Source organism: Ramlibacter sp. (genome assembly GCF_013697775.1).
In the GTDB taxonomy this organism is placed as follows: domain Bacteria; phylum Pseudomonadota; class Gammaproteobacteria; order Burkholderiales; family Burkholderiaceae_C; genus Ramlibacter.
The window spans coordinates 1-2272 of record NZ_JACCWG010000341.1; the positions used below are offsets into that span (position 1 = coordinate 1).

The window sequence follows — 2272 nt, forward strand, 5'->3', positions numbered from 1 at the left end:
GCGGGGCCGGCCAGCCTGCGGCTTTGGCCGGCTCCGGGCAGGAAGACCGTCATCAGGGCGCGCGGGCAGCGTGTGGGCGGGCGAACGGAGCGCACGCGGGCGACACCACGCATGCGACCGCGATGCAGCGGCCACGCGGGGCGCTGAGCACGCTTGACGAGACGGGTGGCACCGGCATCCATCGCGATCACCACCACGCCACACAACGGCCGAGCCCGCGAGATCGCGCTCATCGCTTGGACGGCGCAGCAGGAAGAGGGCGCAACACCGTCGGCCCGGCGCTGGGAGCTTCAGAAGAAGCAGGGACAGCACCAGCCGGCGGCAAACGCCCGTTGCTGACGATGTGCATGCCATGACCAGCCGGCGGCAGCTCTGATACCGGTTCGCTTGCCGCCAACCTCGATGCACGTGCTACCAGCTCAGGCGGGCGATGCCAGTCCACGAAATAGCCCTGAGCGACTACCTGCCTGCACAACGCATCAGGCGTGGTCAGCAATGTCGCCTGCTGCGTCCAGCAATTGCAGGTCTCGTGACCATCTTTTTTCCCGAGCAGACACGCAGCAACGTAGGGCACCTGTTGCGGCTGCGTGAGGGTGTCATATGCCGGCGCCGTATGGGGGAGGCCATTCAGACGCGGCGTACGGGAGGCAAGGTACGCCGCAGCGTTGGCACCATCACCGATGTTGAAGACGGTGGCCCCCGGGCGACCCGTCACGTGCGTAGATGAAGAGAGCGAAGCCGGCGCGCTGGCAGCAGGTTTGGCACCGGCAACCGCAGAACCACCAAACGAGCTGCGCATGCGCGACACCGCGAACCACAGCAAGGCAGGCACCAGCAACAGCGCCACCAAGCCATACACCAGCTGCTTTGGGATGCGCGGCCGACCTGTGTGAAGCGTGGCCGACGAATACCACCCGTAGACCTCTTTCGGGTGCGTGCGCATCGTGCTCTGACCGCTGGCCGCAGCACCTGGCTTTTCACAGTTCGGATTGGCATGGTTCCACTCGGCCTGGCTGACCATGCCGAGGCCAACAACCTTCAGGTGCCGATGCCAACCGGGCGGGCCAATGAGCCGGCGCACGAAGACATCGATGTTCTGCGGGTGTTGCGTGATCAGAAAGAAATCAAAGCCACGCCTGCGGTGCTCGGCAAGCTGCTGCACGTAGCGCGGGACCGGGGCACCGTTGCCACGCAAGGGGAAATCGTTGTGGCATTCGTCAACTACGAAGATCGCGCCATCGGGGATGGACTCCCAGTCCTTGATGTCGATCTTCTTCCAGCCGAACTCTGCGAGCATTTCGAAGCGCCCGTTGTAGTAGACATCGCGATTGGTCTTGAGCTGCAGCTCGCGCACGTCCTTGAGCGTGAAGAGGGTTTTGCCGGCGCCGTTCGCGCCCGTCATCAGGTACAGCATGGCTACTTGATCCGCCAGCTCTTGAACGTACCGTTCTTCACGCCATCGAGCGCAAGCCGGCCAACCAGCGCGGAAATGATGATGTTGAGCGCCACGCCGACTTTCATGTAGGCCAGCACAGCAACCATCTGCACCGGCAAGCCAGACAGGGCATTCAACAGCTCGCCCTTGAGCTTGTCGATGATGGCGTCAATGCCCACGAACGTGGCAACGCCGATGCCCAAGCCGATCAACACATCAATCAGGCCCTTGCGAACAGCCCAGAGGAAAGCACCATAGAGAATTGCACCTAAAGCTGGCATTTAGCGTTTCCTCGCAAAGATGTACATGGCGATCAGGGAAGCAATGGCAACGAGCACATTGCCCGCCGCCAGCAACCACGGGTTGTATTGGCTGAAGGGGATCACCAACGTCTGACCCATGTAGCTGAACGAGTAGTCGGCGAAGCCGGTTCCACCACCGCCAAACAGCGACGTGGTATCGATCGATGACGCAGTAAATGTCTGAGTTGCACCGTTCGCGGATATGTCCGGCTTGAAGTCGATGTTGCCGGCCTTGTCAGCGTTGTAGCGGGCGACCTCCTCGACGTGCGCTTCCTTGGCATACGAGCAGCGAAGGTCATTGACTGCCTTTGCCACCTCGCATTGCAGCGTATCGCCTTCGCACTTAAAGCCCGCCGTGCATGTGCCCTCCCATTTATCACCGTCTTCCTCGCCGTCGCCCTTGCCATTGCTGGTTGGCGACAATTACCTTGGCTGGTCGACGACAACTATCTTGGCCGGTTGAAGGCCTACGCCGGGCAGGTCCGGGAGGCGGGGCTACTGTGAGCTTTTCGACGACAGATCGAAGGCGAACGGA

The 2272-nt window shown here is 62.0% G+C and carries 4 protein-coding genes; all 4 read right to left on the minus strand.

The features are described from left to right. The coding region (locus tag H0U68_RS17160) for a hypothetical protein (RefSeq protein WP_296357772.1) at window positions 1–233 on the minus strand (233 nt) is incomplete at its 3' end. Beyond that, window positions 230–1414 (minus strand): zonular occludens toxin domain-containing protein, encoded by a 1185-nt coding sequence (locus H0U68_RS17165; RefSeq protein WP_296357774.1) that lies wholly within the window; start codon window positions 1412–1414, stop codon window positions 230–232. The genes H0U68_RS17160 and H0U68_RS17165, both read right to left, overlap by 4 nt. Before the next feature lie 2 nt (window positions 1415–1416). After that, window positions 1417–1716, minus strand: a complete 300-nt coding sequence (locus tag H0U68_RS17170) for a DUF2523 domain-containing protein (RefSeq protein ID WP_296357775.1) — start codon at window positions 1714–1716, stop codon at window positions 1417–1419. After that, on the minus strand, window positions 1717–2160 hold the full coding sequence (locus H0U68_RS17175; RefSeq protein ID WP_296357777.1) for a hypothetical protein: 444 nt from the start codon (window positions 2158–2160) through the stop codon (window positions 1717–1719). Window positions 2161–2272 lie beyond the last annotated feature (112 nt).

Bases quoted from the DNA above. Each gene is read 5' to 3' on its own strand.
- H0U68_RS17165 (WP_296357774.1), bottom strand. From the start codon at position 1,414: ATGCTGTACCTGATGACGGGCGCGAACGGCGCCGGCAAAACCCTCTTC.
- H0U68_RS17170 (WP_296357775.1), bottom strand. From the start codon at position 1,716: ATGCCAGCTTTAGGTGCAATTCTCTATGGTGCTTTCCTCTGGGCTGTT.